Here is a 15,835-nt window from a genome sequence, read left to right on the forward strand (position 1 = left end):
GCCGGACCGGTTTTTGTCTTCCCAGGCCCCTCGCCGTGCCTCAGCGGCCGCTCACGCGCCCGTGCAGCAGCCGCGACAGCGCCGCGTGCACGTCGTCGATGGACCGCTCGCGCTGGAACGCCTGCCAGTCGAGCGCCGCCACCAGCACCATCCCGACCAGCGCGGCGGCGGTGAGCGGAATGTCGATCTCCTCGCTCAGCTCGCCGTTCGCGACGCCCTCGCGCAGCACCGTCTCGACGACGGCGACCGCCTCCTCACGGACCACCATCAGGGTCGACTGCCAGGCCCGGTTGGTGCGCCACAGCTCCGCCACGTACAGCTGTGTGAAGGCCGGGTAGCGGTCGATGAAGACGAGACCCGCCCGGATCATCGCGTCCAGCGCCTCGACCCGGGTGCCGCCGCGCTCCGCCGTCTCGTCGGCGGCGTCGCGCAGCGACGCGGTGAGCAGGCCGACGCCGTGCCGCAGCAGCTCCTCGAACAGCTCGGTCTTGCTCTTGAAGTTGTAGTAGACCGTGCCCTTGGCGACCCCGGCCCGCTCGGCGATCTCGTCGACCGTCGTCGCCGAGAAGCCCTGCTCGGCGATGAGGGTCACGGCTGCCTCGTAGAGCTTCGTGCGGGTGGCCTGCCGTCGGCTGTTCCGGGTGTCCATGGCGTCGATTCTCACAGGTGTCACGGGTCCTTCCGGCCTAGAGCGTCAGCTCGGGGTGCAGACGGTCGAACGTCCACACCTGCTTGCGGCGGGCCGACAGGGCCGTCAGCGCGAGCGCGCCCGCGGTGAAGGCGGCCAGGACCGCGCAGGCCTGCCACACCGGGCCGATGCCGCCGCCCGTGATGAGCCGGCGCAGCGCCTCGACGACGTAGCTCATCGGCAGGTACGGGTGGACGGCGTTGAAGAAGCCGGGGCTCGTCTGGACCGGGTACGTGCCGCCCGCCGAGGTCAGCTGGAGCATCAGCAGCGCCAGCACCAGGATCCGGCCGGCCGCCCCGAAGCGGGCGTTGAGCCACTGGATGATCGCCGCGAAGCAGCAGGTGACCAGGGCGAGGAAGCCCACCGTCCCGGCGGCCCGCGCCATTTCGAGGCCCAGGCCCCAGTGCAGCACCGACATCAGTGCGGCCACCTGGAGCAGGCCGATCGCGGCGACGGGGAGCCAGCCGGCCAGCGCGATGCGCCACGCGGACGCGCCCGCGGCGAGGGCCCGCCGGTTCATCGGCTGGATCAGCATGTACGCCACCATCGCGCCCACCCACAGGGACAGCGGGATGAAGTACGGGGCGAAGCCGGTGCCGTAGTTGGCCGCCTTGTGCATCGACTGCGAGGCGAGCTGGACCGGGTCGGCCATGACCTCCGTACGGCGGTCCCGGTCGGCCTTGTCGTAGTCGGGGATCTGGTCGACGCCCTTGTCGAGGCCGCTGGCCAGCTCGGTGGAGCCGTCGGCGAGCTTGTACATGCCGCCGTCGAGGTCGCTGGCACCCTTCTTGATCTTGCCGAGGCCGGTGTCCAGGGAGATCGCGCCCTGCTTGGTCTTCGTCAGGCCGGTGTGCAGCTCGTCCATGCCCTTGGCGACCTTGTGGGCGCCGGCGTTCAGCTCGTTGATCTTGCTGACGGCGTAGTCGACGTCCTTGCTCAGCGTCGGCGCGCGCTGGGCGAGCGCGTCCGCCTTGTTCTGGAGGTCGGCCAGGTGGCCGTCGAGCTTCTTGAGGTCGCCGTTGCTGTCCTTGGCCAGCTCGGCGAGGTCGTCGGCGATCTTCGCCACGTCGGCGGCGCTCACCTTGGCCCGCTCCAGCGCCGGGCAGTAGTCCGGGTCGGGCAGCAGCCCGCCGTCGCACTTGCTCGCGTGGAGGGCGGCCAGGTCGTCTGCCGCCTTGTGGGCCTGCGTACGCGCCGTGGGACCGGTCTTCACGATGAGGTCGAGGTTGTGCCGCGCCGCCTTGGAGGTGTCGGAGACCAGGCGGGCGCTGTCGGCGATCTGCTTGCCGTTGTCCCGCAGGTACGGGCGGACCTTCGCGGCCGTGCCGTTGACCTTGTCGGCCAGCTTCTGCGTGCCGTCGGCGATCTGCCGGGTGCCCGTCTCCAGTTCGGCCGCGCCGGAGTCCAGCTTCCTGAGGGCGTCGGCCAGGTTGCCGCTGCCGTTCTTGGCGTTCTTCGTGCCGTCGGCGAGGCTCTTGGCGCCCTCCTTGGCCTTGCCGACGCCGTCCTTGAGGTCGTTGGCGCCCTTGGCGGCCTTCTCCGTCGCGTCGTGGATGTCGGAGAAGGAGATGAAGATCTTGTCGAGGAAGGAGCGGGACGACTTCGTCGACGCGGCGGTCCGCACCTCGGAGAACACCGTCCGGGAGATCTGGCCGACGATGTAGTTGTTGGCGTCGTTCGTCCGCACCTTCAGCGCGCCCGTCTCCGGGGAGTCGCCGGAGCTGGACGCGATGCGCTCGCTGAAGTCGGCGGGCATCGTGAGCGACAGGTAGTAGCGGCCGTCCTCGACGCCCTTGCGCGCCTCGGCGTCGTTCACCTCGCGCCAGTCGAAGACCGCGCTCTCGCGCAGCCCCTCGGTGATGTCGTCACCGGCGTTGATCTTCTTGCCGCCGGCGGTCGCGCCCTTGTCCTCGTTGACGAGCGCCACCGGTATCCGGTCGAGCCTGCTGTACGGGTCCCAGAACGACCACAGGTACAGCGCGCCGTACAGCAGCGGCAGCAGCAGGATCGCGACGAGCGCGGCCCGCGGCAGCTTGCCCCGGCCGAACCGCTTCAGTTCGAGCGCGGCCAGTTTCGGCGAGCGCATCAGGCTGCCCCCTCCTCGGTGTCCTTGTTGTCGTCGGCGTTGTCGTTGCCGTCGGTACGGATGACGGCCGACGCGTGGGCGGGCGCCTCGTTGCAGACGGCCAGGACCGTGACGCCGCTGTCGGCGACCGAGCGGAGCATCGACCAGGCGGCCTCCTCGTCCTCGGCGCCCAGCTTCAGGTCGGTGTCGTCGACGGCCAGCAGCCGCGGCTCGCCGATCAGCGCGAGCGCCACGGACAGGCGCAGCGCCTCCAGCCGCTCCAGGTCGCGCACGGAGGTGCGCTCGCCCTTCACGAGGGCGTCCGGGTCCAGCCCGGCGGCCTCCAGCGCGGCCTCGATCCGGCGCCGGTTCTCGGCGGCGCGGCCGGAGCGCGCGCGCAGCAGCGCGAGCGGGGAGCCGTCGAAACGGCGCCGCAGCAGGGCGCCTTCCCGCAGGTGCTCGGCGACCGTGAACGAGGGGTCCAGGTCGCTGACGCCCGGCACGTGCGCGAGGGCGCTGATCCGGCGCACGGCGGCCATCTTGCGCGGCAGGCGCAGTCCGGCGACCTCGGCGTGGCCCGCGCCGGGGCGCATCCGGCCGGTGAGGGCGAGCAGCAGGCAGGTACGGCCCGATCCGGAGGGCCCCTCGATGGCGACGAGGTCGCCGGGCGCCGCGTCCACGCCCACGCCCTGGAAGGCCCAGCCGCGCGGGCCCTTGAGCCCGAAGTCCCGGGCGGTGATGGCCGCGCCGCGCGCTGCGGCACCGGCTCGCGGCCGCGGGCCGGTGGTGGTCGGCGCGGACGCCTTGGCGGCCGACCCGGACGCGGCCTTCTTCGACACGGCGGACTTGCTCGACTCGGCGGCCTTCTTCGGCTCAGGGGCGGGCTCGGCTTCGGCCGCGGGCTCGGCGTCGGCGTCTGCGGGCTCGCCGTCGGGCGCCGCCTCGGCCTCGGGCTTCTGCACGGCTTCCCGCTTCGCCTCGGCGTTGGGCTCCGGCTCCGGCGCCGACTTCTCCGGCTGCGGGCGGCTGTCCTCGGTGTCCGGGCTCTCCACGGACGTCCCCCATTCCCACGTTCACGCGCTGGGCGATTCTTTGAACTGACCAGTCAGTGCAAAAGTACAGGCGTTCTGTTGATCAACGCAAAACCGCAGGTCAGCGCGGATTGTCAGTGGTGCCTTGCACGATGGATCCACACGGCCACAGCGCGCCGTCACACGACGACAGGAGGTCCGTCATGGCGAGCGACGTCCACCCCGTGCCGCGCCGCGCGTCGGCACCGCCCGCCGCCCTCGACCTCCTCGGCCAGGCCCGCGCCGGCCTGGCCGAGGCGACCACCCTCGACGCCCCCAACGAGCGGTACGCGACGGCACACCTGGCCGCCCTGCGCACCGCCGCCGCCGTGCTCGCCGCCCGCGGCAGGCCCGAGACGAACCCGCGCAGGCGCCGCCGGATCCGCAGCGCCTGGGAGGTGCTGCCGGAGATGGCGCCCGAGCTGACCGAGTGGAGCGCCCTGTTCGCGTCCGGCGCCGCCCGCAGGGCCCGCGCGGAGGCGGGCATACGGGGCGCGGTCACGCCCCGGCAGGCCGACGACCTCGTCCGCGACGTGGCCATGTTCCTGCGCCTCGTGGAGCGGATGCTGCTGCTCCGGTCCACGCCGCGCCCGAGGACCTCGCCCGAGGCCATAGGGTGGGAGCGTTCGTAACCGTCGCCGAGGAGTCAACTGCCGTGTCGGACCCGCAGCGCCCCCGCGCCTCCCTTCGTACCGCCGTGGTGTGGGACGTTCTCGAGGACGCCCTCGACCGCAGGGTCAAAGCGACCGGCAGGTCCAGCCTGGACGTCCTCGACACCGGCGGCGGCAGCGGCAACTTCGCCGTGCCCGTCGCCCGCCTCGGCCACCGCGTCACCGTCGTCGACCCCAGCCCCAACGCGCTGTTCGCGCTGGAGCGCCGGGCCGCCGAGGCCGGCGTGGCCGACCGCGTCCAAGGGGTCCAGGGCGACATCCACGGCCTGTTCGACGTCGTCGAGCGCGGCGGCTACGACGTGGTGCTCTGCCACGGCGTCCTGGAGTACGTCGACGACCCGGTCGAGGGCGTGCGCAACGCCGTCGAGGCGCTGCGGTCCGAAGGCGCGCTGAGCCTGCTCGCCGCGGGACTGGGCGGCGCCGTGCTCGCCAGGGCGCTCGCGGGGCACTTCACCGAGGCCCGCCGCGCCCTGACCGACCCGGCAGGGCGCTGGGGCGAGGGCGACCCGGTGCCCCGCCGCTTCACCGCCGAGCAGCTCACCGAGACCGTCGAGGCGGCAGGTGTGCAGGTCGGCGCGGTGCACGGCGTGCGGGTCTTCGCCGACCTGGTGCCCGGCGTCCTGGTCGACACCGAGCCCGGCGCCCTGGACGCGCTGCTCAGGCTGGAGGCGGCCGCCGCCGAGCTTCCGGCCTTCCATTCGGTCGCCACCCAGCTGCACCTCCTCGGCCAGAAGCGGGCCTGACCGACAAGGGGGCTGATCAGCGGCGCAGCCGCAGATGGAGTACGCCACAGCAGACCCGATCGCGCCACTCTCCCCGTATGATCGAGGGACACCATCCGGCATGACGGTTCGGACGATGGGGAATCAACGCCTCACCAGCCGAACCGGCATGGCGGCCCGATCAGCGAATTGGCATTGAGGGCGGGTTTCACGGGGGCGATTCCCTGCCTATCCTGAAAGGGCCGCATACCGGTCGCCCCCGCGACCGACGATGAGGAGGACTCCGTGCCGCTCTCGGAGCACGAGCAGCGAATGCTCGAGCAGATGGAGCGAGCGCTGTACGCCGAAGATCCCAAGTTCGCGACAGCGCTCGAGGGAAGCGGGCTGCGTACGTACACCCGGCGACGGGTCTACCAGGCGGTCGCAGGCTTCCTGGTGGGTATCGCGCTCCTCATGGCCGGAATGATCTTCACGCAGATCTGGCTCGGCGTGGTGGGATTCCTTGTCATGCTCGGTTGCGCGGTCCTCGCAGTCACAGGTTGGCGCAAAGCGCCCAAGGCCGGTGAGCGACAGGGCCGGGGAGGCCCGTCCGCCGGCCGGCAGCACAGGCAGCGCCGCTCGATGATGAACCGCATCGAAGAGCGCTGGCAGCGGCGCCGCGACGAGCAGGGCCACTGAGCAGCACAGACAACCGGACATACGCCTGAGGGGTGACCGCACCGCGCGGTCACCCCTCAGGCGTATACCAGCGGATGTCCTGCGGGCCAGGCCTCGGGAAGACCCCCGGGCGAGGGCTGGGAAGCATTCCCGACCGGGGCTTCTGAGCACCCCGGCCAGGGCCTGGGGAGCATCTTCCGGGCCGGGCTCGCATCCATGGCGAGGTACCCCCGGGCCAGGGCCTCGCGTCCATGGCGGAGGCCCCGGCCCGCTCGGGCTCAGCCGCGCTGGCGGGACGGGCGGCGCAGCAGCGTCGACAGGCGCTCACCGACGCTGCGGCGGCGAGCCGCCCACCGTGCGCCGACCGCGGCCCGGCGCCGCGAGAACGCCCAGCCGAGCCGGGCCGCCGACCGCGGCAGCAGCGCCGCCCGCAGCCTGCCCGCGCGGCCCAGCCGGTCCCGCAGCCCCGCCCGTACGACCTGGGCCACGTCGGTCAGACCGGGCGTGGCGCGCGGCACCGGCGCGTACAGCACCTGCTCGACCGCGGCCGCGATCCGGTGGACCGCCTCGGCGGGCGGCCCGTCGAGGCGGCCCAGCCGTACGATCCGCTCCGCGGTCCGGCGCGGGGTGAGGGAGCCGTCCGGCGGGATGCCGTGGTCCCACGCCGTGTCGATGACCTCCTGCCACACCGCCAGCGTCCGGGCCGCCGCGTCCTCGGACCCGGGCCCGCCCGGACCCAGCCGACGGGCCCGTACCCGTGCCCGCCACAGCAGGGGCAGCAGTGGCAGCAGGACCACCACGGCAGCACCGGCCGCGACCAGCAGGACCGTGCCGAGCGGGACGCCCGGGTCCGACGGCGGGGCCGCGCCCTGCGGGTCGAGCGGGTCGCAGCCGGCCGCACCGGCACCCGGCACCGCACAGGTGTCGTCCGGCGAGGGCGCCGCCGACGGGGCGGTCGGGCGGATCGGCTCCTCTTCGGCGGGGGCGGGCAGCTCACCGGCCGGCACCTGGGGCTGCGCGTACTCCGGGACGGAGCCGCGCGACGGCGTCGGCTCGAAGCGGGTCCAGCCCACGCCCTCGAAGTACAGCTCCGGCCAGGCGTGCGCGTCCCTGATGCCCACCGACACGATGCCGCCGGCGCCCGGCGTGCCGGGCATGAACCCGACCGCGACCCGCGCCGGTATGTCCAGCGTGCGGGCCATGGCCGCCATCGAGAAGGAGAAGTGGACGCAGAAGCCCTCCCGGTCCTCCAGGAACCGGGAGATGGCCGCCGGACCCGTCCCCGACGACACGGTCGTGTCGTAGCGGAAACCGCCCTCGGTGGCGAACCAGTCCTGCAGCTTCACGGCGCGCTCGTAGGCGTTCTTGCTTCCCGCCGTCACCCGTAGCGCCGTCGCCTTCACCTCGGCGGGAAGGGACTCCGGCACCTGCGTGTACTCGCGCAGCAGGCTGCCCGGCGGCTCCGGGGCCGCCGCCAGCTGCTTCGCGGTCGGCCGCACGACCAGACTCCGCACCGAGTACTGCGCGTCGCTCGTCGTCTGGTCGCCGTCGCCGACGAGCGTCCGGCCCACCGGCTCGTACCGCCAGCGCCCCTCGATCTCGACGCCGGTCGCCGGGTAGGGCATCGGCAGCCACTTCTGCCCGTACGAGTCGGCGGCCGAGATATTCGTCTCGATCTCCGTCGTGGAGACCGCGCTGCTCAGACCGACCGTCGGCGGCATCCGCTCCGGGACGTCCCGCAGGGCGCGCTCGGACGTCTTCCAGGCCGTGCCGTCGAACTGGTCCAGTGACACCAGCCGCAGGTACAGGTCGGTGCCGCTCGGGGCGTTCGTCCGGTACCGCAGGACCTCCCGGTCCTCCGGCTGGTTCAGGTTCTCCTGGAGCGACACCAGCGGGTTCACCGCGCTGATGGCGCCGCCTTCGCCGTCCCCGTCGCCGCCGCCCGTGTTCAGCAGGCCGCCTCCCAGCGACGGCAGCACCGCGGGCACGACCAGCGCGATGCCCAGGGCGAACGCGCCGATGCGCCGGCCGGTGCGCAGCGGCGCCGGAGCCGAACCGTCCGGTGCCCCGAACGCCGCCGGACCACCCTTGCGGGCCGCGCCGCCGAAGACCCGCCCCCACTGGGCGAGCCGGTCACGGCCCTCCGCCAGCAGCAGCACCAGGTAACCGCAGCCCGCCAGCAGGAACCACAGCCAGCCGGCGCCGCCGCCCGACAGCCCGGCGGCCACCGAGTACAGCGCCAGCAGCGGCAGCCCCGCCGGGGCCGCGCTGCGGAACGTCACCGCGAGCGCGTCCACCGCGAGCCCGATCGCCAGGACCCCGCCGATCAGCATCAGCCGGATGCCGTCCGTGGCGGGCGCGGGCGACGCGTACTGCCCGACGTCCTCGGCGCCCGCCGTCAGCAGGGCACCGAACCGCTCGAACACCGCCGGGGAGGGCAGCAGCCCGGCCGGCGCCTGCTCGGAGGCGAAGAGCGCGGTCAGCATGACCAGCGCCACCGCGAGCTGCGTGGCCACGGTCAGCGCCCGGGCCAGCGGCACCCGCCGGGCCAGCGCGCCGACCCCGCTCAGGACCGCCAGCAGGAACGCGGCCTGGAACAGCCACGTGGCCGGGTTCACCAGCGGCAGCAGCGCGCACGCCGCCGCCACCGTGGCGGCCAGGGCACACACCGTCAGGCGTCCGCTGCCGCTCATGACCAACCCCCTGAGAACCCCGTCGTGCTGCCGGCGGGCGCGCCCGGCTCGATGCCCGTCCGTGCGGCCCGCCGCCACAGGTCGCCGAGCGAGGCGCCCGGCGGCACCGCGAGCGCCGTCCACCCGGCCTCCTGGAGCCGGCGCACCGTCTCGTCCTGCGTCCGCGAGACCCCGCCGGCCCCGGAGGACGCCGGAACACCACCCACGACGAACGCCACCGCCGCTCCCGTACGGCGGCGCATCCGTGCCGCCGACGTCGCCTGCTCCTCGTCCAGATCGCCGAAGAAGGCGATGAGCAGCCCCTCGCCGCCGGCCGCCAGGACGCCCTGGGCCCGCGACAGGTCCCGCTCACCCGAGTTCTCCACGACGGCGAGGGCGTCCAGCATCAGCCCCGCCCCGTCCGCCGCGTCGTGTCCCGTGGCGACGAAACCCTCGTGCGGGCCCGCGCCGTCGCCCGGCAGCGTGTACCCGGTGTCCGTGAGCAGGCGGACCGCGTAGCCGCGCTCCAGCATGTGCGTGACCACCGAGGCCGCGCCCGACACCGCCCACTCGAACGCCGAGTCCGGGCCGCCGCCGTCGAAGCCGTCCTCGCGGGTGTCCAGCAGGACCGTGCAGCGGGCCCGCTGCGGCTGCTCCTCGCGCCGCACCATCAGCTCGCCGTACCGCGCGGTGGACCGCCAGTGCACCCGGCGCAGGTCGTCGCCGTACTGATAGCCGCGCGGGATCACGTCGTCCTCACCGGCCTGCGCCAGCGAACGCTGCCGCCCGTCGCCGTACCCCGGGGCCTCGCCGGCCAGCCGGACCGGCGGCAGCGGTTCCGTCCGCGGTATCACCGTCAGCGTGTCGTACGCGCTGAACGAACGCGTCAGCTCGCACATCCCGAACGGGTCGCTCAGCCGCAGCTGGAGCGGCCCCAGCGGGTAGCGCCCGCGCAGGTCCGAACGGACGCGGTACGACACCTCGCGCCGGCCGCCCGGCTCCACCCGGTCCAGCACGAACCGGGGCCGCGGCCCCAGCACGTACGGCACGTGGTCCTGGAGCATCAGCAGCCCCGTGGGCAGCCGCGACACGTTCTCCATGCGCAGCAGCACACGCGCCTCGGCACCCGCCGGAACCCGGCGCGGCGACAGGCCCCGGCTGCCGGTGACCCGGTAGCGCGTCCGGTACAGCACGGCGACGCAGACCAGCGGCAGCGCGGCGAGCAGCAGGCCGACCCGCAGCAGGTCGGCCTGTCCCAGGACGTACGCACAGCCCGCGGCCGCCACACCGGCGGCGAGGAAGGACCGGCCCCGCGTGGTCAGCCCGCCGAGGGCACCGCGCACACCGCCCCTGACCGCGCCGTCCGGGTCGGTGGGCCCCCCGGCCGTCATCACAGCCGCCGCAGGCCGGGCTGCTGCTGTCCGTAGAACATGTCTCCGGGCTGCGCCACGGCGGGTACGGGCGTGCGCTGCAGGATGTCCCTGACGACCTGCTCGGCCGTACGCCGGTTCATCTGGGCCTGCGAGGTGGGCAGCAGCCGGTGCGCCAGCACCGGTGTCGCCAGCGCCTGGAGGTCGTCCGGCAGCACGTACTCCCGGCCGCTCAGCGCGGCGGACGCCTTCGCGGCGCGCAGCAGGTGCAGGGTGGCGCGGGGCGAGGCGCCCAGCCGCAGGTCCGGGTGGCTGCGCGTGGCGGCGACCAGCTCCACGGCGTACCGGCGCACGGCGTCGGAGACATGGACGCCCCGCACCGCCTCGATCAGCTTCACGATCTCGTGCGCGTGCGCCACCGGCTGGAGGTCGTCCAGCGGCGACAGGGCGCCGTGCACGTCGAGCATCCGCAGCTCGGCCTCGGGGCTCGGGTAGCCGATGGAGACCCGGGCCATGAAGCGGTCCCGCTGCGCCTCGGGCAGCGGATACGTTCCTTCCATCTCCACCGGGTTCTGCGTGGCCACCACCATGAAGGGGCTCGGCAGTTCGTACGACTGCCCGTCCACGGTGACCTGGCGCTCCTCCAGCGACTCCAGCAGCGCCGACTGGGTCTTCGGCGAGGCGCGGTTGATCTCGTCGCCGATCACGATCTGCGAGAAGATCGCACCCGGCTTGAACTCGAACTCCCGGCGCTGCTGGTCGTAGACCGACACACCCGTGATGTCCGACGGCAGCAGGTCCGGCGTGAACTGGATGCGGCGCACCGAGCAGTCGATGGACCGCGCCAGCGCTTTGGCCAGCATTGTCTTGCCGACGCCCGGAACATCCTCGATGAGCAGATGCCCCTCGGCGAGCAGCACGGTCAGCGAGAGCCGTACGACCTCGGGCTTGCCCTCGATCACAGCCTCCACCGACCTGCGGACCCGCTCCGCTGTGGTGGTCAGATCAGCGAGGCTCGCTCGATCGTCATAGGTCGTCACCCGGCCCTCCTCGGCCCTTCCCATGGGCCCGCGCGCAACGCACGGCACGGCCCACTCCAGAAACACGGACACCGCCTCCGGACCAGCTCCGAAGGGGTGTCACCCCCGCATTCTTGTTGCCGTAGCGCGTGGTGTCACTCGCCTGTGGATAACTGCGGGCGATATGTCAGGTGTTGGAGTGTTCCGTACGGCGTGTCAGCCTGTCGGCCGGGTCGATGACGGGCGGCCCCGTGCGTCAGTCCGCGGGGTCGATCTCCCTGAGCAGGCCCGTCTTGACGTCGAAGACGAAGCCCCGGATGTCGTCCGTGTGCGGCACGAACGGCGACGTGCGCAGCCGCTGCATCGACTGGCGTACGTCCTGGTCGACGTCGCGGAAGGCCTCCACCGCCCAGGTCGGACGCTGCCCGACCTCCTGCTCCAGCTCGTCGCGGAAGCCCTCGGTGAGCGACTCCAGGCCGCAGCCGGTGTGGTGCACCAGCACGATGCTGCGGGTGCCGAGCGCCCGCTGGCTGATCGTGAGCGACCGGATCACGTCGTCCGTGACCACACCGCCCGCGTTGCGGATCGTGTGGCAGTCGCCCAGTTCGAGGCCGAGGGCGGCGTGCAGGTCGATGCGGGCGTCCATACACGCGACAACGGCCACCTTGAGTACCGGCCGGGCGTCCATCCCGGGGTCGGCGAACTCGGTGGCGTAACGCCGGTTCGCCTCGACAAGGCGATCGGTGACGGATTCACCTGTACGAACCACGTCGGTCGAGGAGTGCGCGGAAGTCGACATGGCTATGACGTTAACGGGCACGGCCCGGTCGGGCGCGCTGTGAGAAGGGGACAAAGAACGTCAATGAGGGTTGTTGTGAGGTAACCCACAGGTGGTGCGCGCCTACCGCCGTCCGGGTGATCTGTCCGTGTTGCTCCGCATGCGCGGAGCGTCCCCGCGACGCGCGGCCGGTTGATTGACCGCACGGGCGAGTGGACTAGAGTGGCGCGAAGTTCACGGAGACATTGAGCGAATTCCGAGCGATTTCCGCAGTTTCTCCTCCACGTGTGCGGCGGTACGTACGGCTCGGCCTCCTCCCGCTCGCCGGTCGGCCGACGCCCTCTCCGGCGCCGGCGGACCTCCCCTTCCTGAGCGGGTGGGGACCCGGCGGTACGTCACGCCGCGCGGGACCTGAGAGGGCAGATGAAAGGGCGCGATGGGGGTGCCGCCGGGACGGATCCGGTGGAGCTCCCCGACAAGGACGACGCCGGACGACCGGACGGGAACACCCGGCACGTCCCCGTGATGCTCCACCGGTGCCTGGACATGCTCGCCCCGGCGCTGACCGAGCCCGGCGCGGTCGTCGTGGACTGCACCCTCGGCCTCGGCGGCCACAGCGAGGCCCTGCTGACCCGGTTCCCCGAGGCACGGCTGATCGCCCTCGACCGGGACACCGAGGCGCTGCGCCTCTCCGGGGAGCGCCTCGCCCGCTTCGGGGACCGCGCCACCCTCGTCCACGCCGTCTACGACGAGCTGCCCGACGTCCTCGACCGCCTCGGCGTCCCGCGCGTCCAGGGCGTCCTATTCGACCTCGGCGTCTCCTCCATGCAGCTCGACGAGGCGGACCGGGGCTTCGCCTACGCCCAGGACGCCCCGCTCGACATGCGCATGGACCAGACGACAGGCATCAGCGCCGCCGAGGTCCTCAACACCTACCCGCCCGGCGACCTCGTCCGGATCCTGCGCGCGTACGGCGAGGAGAAGCAGGCCAAGCGGATCGTCGCCGCCATCGTGCGCGAGCGCGAGAAGGAGCCCTTCAGCCGCAGCGCCCGGCTCGTCGAGCTGATCCGGGACGCCCTGCCACAGGCCGCCAAGCGCACCGGCGGCAACCCCGCCAAGCGCACCTTCCAGGCCCTGCGCATCGAGGTCAACGGCGAGCTGGCCGTCCTCGAACGGGCCGTTCCCGCGGCCGTGAAGGCCCTCGCCGTCGGCGGCCGCATCGCCGTCCTGTCGTACCACTCGCTCGAGGACCGCCTGGTCAAACAGGTCTTCGCGGCCGGAGCCGCCACCACGGCCCCGCCCGGTCTGCCCGTGGTCCCCGAGCGCTACCAGCCCCGGCTCAAGCTCCTGACGCGCGGCGCCGAACTCCCCACCGAGGAGGAGGTCGCCGAGAACCGCCGCGCCGCACCGGCCCGGCTGCGCGGCGCGGAACGGATCAGGGAGGACATGTGACCAAGGCAGGACCCCTGAAGGGGCGGGCGGCGCGGCTCGCACGGCTCATGCCGTCCGGGCCGAGCACCGCGGCCCGCACCCCTTTCGTCCTGCTGGTCGTGCTCCTCCTCGGCGGCGGCCTCATCGGGCTCCTGCTCCTCAACACCTCCCTCAGCCAGGGCTCCTTCCGGCTCAACGAGCTGAAGAGGAAGACCACCGAACTCACCGACGAGGAGCAGGCGCTCCAGCGGGACGTCGACGCCCGCTCCGCCCCCGACGCACTGGAGCGCCGGGCACGAGAACTGGGCATGGTGCCCGGCGGCAACCCCGCCTTCCTGGAGCCCGACGGAACGGTGCGCGGCGTGCCGGCACCCGCGGCCGCCGCCCCCCGCCCCGCCCCCTCCCCGGCGGGCCCCGCCGAGCCCGCGCCCCACACCGCGGCCCCCGCTCCGGGCGCCCCACCGGCACCGGGAGCCCCACCGGCCCCACGGGCCCCGGCCACGGAAACCCCCGCTCCGGGCACCTCCGCCCCGGCGGGCCCGGCCCCGGCACCCCAGGGCGCCCCGGCCCCCGCACCCACGGCGGCCCCCTCCGCGCCGCCCGGCCGGGCGACGACCTCCACCCCGGTGGCCCCCGTCCCGGCGGCCCCCGCCCCCGTGCCCCCGCAGCCGGTTCCCGCCCCGACGACCCCCGGCAGGTGACGCCGTGCCCTCCAAGGAACCTCCGCGCCGCCGCGTCCCGGGCCCCGCCCGACCCGCCGCCGGCCGCCCCGCCCGCCCGGCCTCCCGACCCGCCGCCACGCGCCGCCCGCGCCAGGCGCCCAGGACACCCACGGGGCCGCGCACCATCCGGCTCGGCAACCCCCGCCCGCGGCTGCGGCTGGTCAGCCTCGGCCTGACGCTCGTCATGCTGGCCTTCGTCGTGCGGCTGCTCCAGGTGCAGGCCGTCGACGCCAGCGCGTACGCCGCCAAGGCGGAGAAGAACCGGTACCTCAGCCACAAGCTGGCCGCCGAGCGGGGCCGTATCACCGACCGCTCCGGCATCGCCCTGGCCACCAGCGTCGACGCGTACGACATCACCGCCGACCCCAAGATGTTCACTCCGCAGGAGAGCAAGGTCCCCGACGCGCCCGAGCAGGCCGCCGCGCTCCTCGCGCCCATCCTCGGCAAGGACCCCGCCGAACTCGTCGGCACCCTCAAGAGCCCGCCCTCCCCCCGGTACGCCGTGCTCGCGCGCAAGCAGACCCCGCAGGTCTGGAACCAGATCAAGGACCTGAAGAACCTCTTCGCCAAGAAGGCCCGCGAGGACAAGGCCAGGGGCGGCCCCGGCGTCAGCGTCCTCGCCGGCGTCCTCAGTGAGAAGAGCACCAAGCGGGTCTACCCCAACGGCACCCTCGGGGCCGGGATACTGGGCTGGGTCAACGCCGACGGCCGCGGGGCCGGCGGCCTGGAGTCCCTGCTCGACAAGGACCTGGCCGGCCGCGACGGCAAGATCACCTACGCCCACTCCGGCGGCCGCCGCGTCCCCACCGCGGGCGCCCGCGAGACCCCCGCCGTGCCCGGCTCCGACATCGAGCTGACCATCGACCGCAACATCCAGTGGGCTGCCCAGAAGGCCATCACCGAGCAGGTCACGGCCTCCGCCGCGGACCGCGGTTACGTCGTCGTCCAGAACACCCGGACCGGCGAGGTCCTCGCCATGGCCAACGCCCCCGGCTTCGACCCCAACGACCTGTCCCGGGCCGACGCCGCCGCCATGGGCAACGCCGCCCTCCAGGACGCCTTCGAGCCCGGCTCCACCGCCAAGGTCATGTCGATGGCCGCCGTCCTGGAGGAGGGCGCCGCCACCCCGAACACGCATGTCGTCGTCCCCAACCGCCTCCACCGCGGCGACCGGCTCTTCAAGGACGACATCGACCACCCCACCTGGTACCTGACCCTCAACGGCGTCCTCGCCAAGTCGTCCAACATCGGCACCATCCTCGCCACCGGACAGCTCGGCAAGACCCAGCCCGAGGCCAACCGGGTCCTCCACTCCTACCTGCGCAAGTTCGGCATCGGCAGCCCCACCGGGCTCGGCTACCCGGGCGAGACCTCCGGGATCCTCGCCGAGCCGCAGGACTGGAACACCTCGCAGCAGTACACGATCCCCTTCGGGCAGGGCCTGTCCATCAACGCCATGCAGGCCGCGTCCGTGTACTCGACCATCGCCAACGGCGGCGTCCGCATCGAGCCCACCCTCGTCCGCGGCACCAGGGGCCCCGACGGCCGGTTCACCCCGGCCCCCGCACCCGAGAAGACCCGCGTGGTGAGCGAGAAGACCGCCAGGACCCTCGCCGCCATGCTCGAATCCGTCGTCGACGACAGCGAGGGCACCGGCACCAAGGCCGCCATCCCCGGCTACCGCGTCGCCGGCAAGACCGGCACCGCCAACCGCGTCGACCCGCAACTGGGCCGCTACAAGGGCTACACCGCCTCCTTCGCGGGCTTCGCCCCCGCCGACGCCCCGCAGATCACCGTCTACTGCGCCATCCAGAACCCCACCCGGGGCAGCTACTTCGGCGGCCAGATCTGCGGCCCCGTCCACAAGAAGGTCATGGAGTTCGCCCTGAAGACCCTGCACGTCGCTCCGACCGGGAAGCCGCCCGCGCGGATGCCGGTCACCTTCACGCCCGGCACCTGAGCCGAGGGAG

13 protein-coding genes are annotated in these 15,835 nt (G+C 73.4%); 6 read left to right on the forward strand and 7 right to left on the reverse strand.

The window, feature by feature from the left end; all coding sequences use genetic code 11:
* Positions 1-40 precede the first annotated feature (40 nt).
* The 3 genes from ABEB09_RS24770 to ABEB09_RS24780 are packed head-to-tail and all read right to left on the reverse strand — an operon-like array spanning position 41 to position 3,805.
* Positions 41-649: a TetR/AcrR family transcriptional regulator gene (locus tag ABEB09_RS24770; protein ID WP_345692113.1), complete on the reverse strand. Its 609-nt coding sequence runs from the start codon at positions 647-649 to the stop codon at positions 41-43.
* Between the two features lie 37 nt (positions 650-686).
* A complete protein-coding gene (locus tag ABEB09_RS24775; RefSeq protein ID WP_345692114.1) occupies positions 687-2,774 on the reverse strand; it encodes a YhgE/Pip family protein in 2,088 nt (695 codons plus the stop codon).
* Positions 2,774-3,805, reverse strand: a complete 1,032-nt coding sequence (locus tag ABEB09_RS24780) for an ATP-binding cassette domain-containing protein (RefSeq protein ID WP_380840153.1) — start codon at positions 3,803-3,805, stop codon at positions 2,774-2,776. Before ABEB09_RS24780 ends, ABEB09_RS24775 begins: the two co-directional genes overlap by 1 nt.
* Before the next feature lie 182 nt (positions 3,806-3,987).
* Here ABEB09_RS24780 and ABEB09_RS24785 point away from each other — a divergent pair, with 182 nt between their 5' ends.
* From ABEB09_RS24785 to ABEB09_RS24795, 3 genes are all read left to right on the forward strand, one after another.
* A complete protein-coding gene (locus tag ABEB09_RS24785) occupies positions 3,988-4,455 on the forward strand; it encodes an SAV_6107 family HEPN domain-containing protein (RefSeq protein WP_345692115.1) in 468 nt (155 codons plus the stop codon).
* Between the two features lie 23 nt (positions 4,456-4,478).
* Positions 4,479-5,237 (forward strand): methyltransferase, encoded by a 759-nt coding sequence (locus ABEB09_RS24790; protein WP_345692116.1) that lies wholly within the window; start codon positions 4,479-4,481, stop codon positions 5,235-5,237.
* 264 nt (positions 5,238-5,501) lie between these two features.
* Entirely contained in the window at positions 5,502-5,894 is a 393-nt protein-coding gene (locus tag ABEB09_RS24795) for a DUF3040 domain-containing protein (protein ID WP_345692117.1), read from the forward strand.
* 257 nt (positions 5,895-6,151) lie between these two features.
* On the opposite strand, the gene ABEB09_RS24800 is transcribed toward ABEB09_RS24795, so the two are convergent.
* The 4 genes from ABEB09_RS24800 to ABEB09_RS24815 form a co-directional block, all read right to left on the reverse strand.
* Complete coding sequence (locus tag ABEB09_RS24800) at positions 6,152-8,566, reverse strand: transglutaminase TgpA family protein (RefSeq protein ID WP_345692118.1); 2,415 nt, start codon at positions 8,564-8,566, stop codon at positions 6,152-6,154.
* Complete coding sequence (locus tag ABEB09_RS24805; protein ID WP_345692119.1) at positions 8,563-9,936, reverse strand: DUF58 domain-containing protein; 1,374 nt, start codon at positions 9,934-9,936, stop codon at positions 8,563-8,565. Before ABEB09_RS24805 ends, ABEB09_RS24800 begins: the two co-directional genes overlap by 4 nt.
* Positions 9,936-10,955, reverse strand: coding sequence for an AAA family ATPase (locus ABEB09_RS24810; protein WP_345692120.1), 1,020 nt, complete (start codon positions 10,953-10,955; stop codon positions 9,936-9,938). Before ABEB09_RS24810 ends, ABEB09_RS24805 begins: the two co-directional genes overlap by 1 nt.
* A 235-nt stretch (positions 10,956-11,190) precedes the next feature.
* Entirely contained in the window at positions 11,191-11,733 is a 543-nt protein-coding gene (locus ABEB09_RS24815) for a beta-class carbonic anhydrase (RefSeq protein WP_345692121.1), read from the reverse strand.
* 441 nt (positions 11,734-12,174) lie between these two features.
* Between ABEB09_RS24815 and rsmH the strand changes: the two genes are divergently transcribed.
* The 3 genes from rsmH to ABEB09_RS24830 are packed head-to-tail and all read left to right on the forward strand — an operon-like array spanning position 12,175 to position 15,825.
* Positions 12,175-13,164, forward strand: a complete 990-nt coding sequence (gene rsmH, locus ABEB09_RS24820) for a 16S rRNA (cytosine(1402)-N(4))-methyltransferase RsmH (RefSeq protein ID WP_345692122.1) — start codon at positions 12,175-12,177, stop codon at positions 13,162-13,164.
* Positions 13,161-13,844: a cell division protein FtsL gene (gene ftsL, locus ABEB09_RS24825; RefSeq protein WP_345692123.1), complete on the forward strand. Its 684-nt coding sequence runs from the start codon at positions 13,161-13,163 to the stop codon at positions 13,842-13,844. The genes rsmH and ftsL overlap by 4 nt, the downstream gene beginning before the upstream one ends.
* 4 nt (positions 13,845-13,848) lie before the next feature.
* Positions 13,849-15,825, forward strand: a complete 1,977-nt coding sequence (locus ABEB09_RS24830) for a peptidoglycan D,D-transpeptidase FtsI family protein (protein ID WP_345692124.1) — start codon at positions 13,849-13,851, stop codon at positions 15,823-15,825.
* The last annotated feature ends 10 nt before the right edge of the window (positions 15,826-15,835 follow it).

Origin of the sequence: Streptomyces coeruleoprunus (assembly GCF_039542925.1) — a bacterium.
In the GTDB taxonomy this organism is placed as follows: Bacteria; Actinomycetota; Actinomycetes; order Streptomycetales; family Streptomycetaceae; genus Streptomyces; species Streptomyces coeruleoprunus.